Raw genomic sequence first — 1,731 nt, forward strand, 5'->3', positions numbered from 1 at the left:
AGGCGACAAATTTCGTCGAAGTGTTCCCACAAAAAATTTTCCCGTTGATGAATTTGCATCCATTGCGCGAGAATCGAACCGCCACGCGAGACGATGCCGGTGACGCGATGTTGTGCGTGTGGGAGCAGTGAGCGAAGCACGCCAGCATGGATGGTGAAATAATCCACCCCTTGTTCTGCTTGCTCATGGAGTACCTCGAACATCACAGACCAAGACAAGTCGCGCACCTTGCCGCCAACCCGCGCCAATGCTTCGTAAATGGGCACTGTCCCAATTGGGACAGGTGAACGGCGAAGTAAGTGGGCACGCACTTCGCTGATATTTTTGCCGGTCGAGAGATCCATCACGGTATCGGCCCCCCAGCGCACGGCGCGCACAAGCTTGTCGGTTTCTTCCGCAAGCGAAGAGTGTACCGGCGAGGTGCCAATGTTGGCATTGACCTTCACAAGGAAATTACGGCCAATCACCATGGGCTCGGCTTCGGGATGACGATGATTGGACGGAATAATGGCTCGCCCAGCCGCCACTTCCTGTCGCACGAATTCAGGCGTGACCACGTCAGGAATATGGCTGCCATAAGCATCGTGGTGTCGTGAAACTTTGGCCTGCCAGTGCGGTGACTGGAGTCGTGCGAGGTTTTCTCGGGTCGCAATAAAATGCATTTCTGGGGTGATGACGCCAGCGCGAGCCGCGGCAAGTTGTGTCGGAAAGCATTGACGCAACGCATTGTGCTCGTGCCACCACCTATCGCGCAAGGGGGCGAGTGGTGCATCGGGTTTCGGGGCTTTGGCTGGGTCCGTGTAGGGACCCGAGGTGTCGTACAGCAACAGAGCCGGGGCGTGATTGCTCAGCGTTACCTTTTGGAAAGGTACGGACAATTCGCCAAATTCTGTGGTGATAGGAATATAGTGTTTGGTTCGACCGATTGTTTGCATGGGCGCGCTCCATCATTTGTCATTTCAGTCGGTGCGCCCAAGGGTCACGAGAGATGCCTAACGGTAGGCAAAAAAACACATGGCTTGGCTGCACTTGTTCCCTTCGCTGGTATGACCCAGATCAGGTTCAACGGATCCCGCGTATGCGGTCTCAGCCCCTAGGGGCGCTCCGACAAGGCATGGGCAAGTATAGGTGTGGTTTTGCGGGGGTGCAAGCCAAGTTGCGATGGCATAAGGACGGTTCGCCATAAGTGATCACATTTCCGTGAGTCTATCCCGTGCCGGTTCTACGTCATTGTACGAACGGTGATTGGCCGGTGAGAGACGCACCCTGTGGGCCAGAAAGCCGTGATTAAAGATCAAAATAAGGCCCCATCAGGGGCCTTGGTGGCACAGTTATTTTTTCTCGCGATCGTTTTCGTCGTCATCGTTAGGGTCTTCATCTTTAGGAACGCAGGGGCCAGTCCCTTCACAGACAAAAACGGACCCGACACGAGTCATACGCAGAAACTGTGCCTGATTAATTAGGTTATACATGCGCATGATCCGAAAAATCATCAGATAGAGCCCTTGGTTTTTGTCTGTGACACGATAGGTGCCTTTGAATTGGAGCTTGTTATCTTGAAAATAGATAATTTGGCCTTCGGCATCTACCAACATTTTTAGGTTCCACATACCCGTTTTCGGGTCGTAAACCACGGTAATCATACCGTCAGCAAAAATGATATTCAGTGTGGGGGGCAAGAATGAGGTGCTGAACTGAAGGCTCGTGCCGGATTGGCCGGCTGCCGTGCCG

Annotated in this window: 2 protein-coding genes and 1 riboswitch; both genes read right to left on the reverse strand. The window is 53.6% G+C overall.

What is annotated here, in order from left to right:
• Positions 1–935, reverse strand: a 935-nt coding sequence (locus D6694_15655) for a phosphomethylpyrimidine synthase ThiC (protein ID RMH33406.1), incomplete at its 3' end; no start/stop codon positions are given.
• Positions 936–1,016: 81 nt separating this feature from the next.
• A riboswitch (TPP riboswitch) is annotated at positions 1,017–1,117 on the reverse strand.
• Positions 1,118–1,331: 214 nt separating this feature from the next.
• On the reverse strand, positions 1,332–1,731 hold a 400-nt coding region (locus D6694_15660; protein RMH33407.1), incomplete at its 5' end, for a hypothetical protein.

The organism is Gammaproteobacteria bacterium (assembly GCA_003696665.1).
In the GTDB taxonomy this organism is placed as follows: domain Bacteria; phylum Pseudomonadota; class Gammaproteobacteria; order Enterobacterales.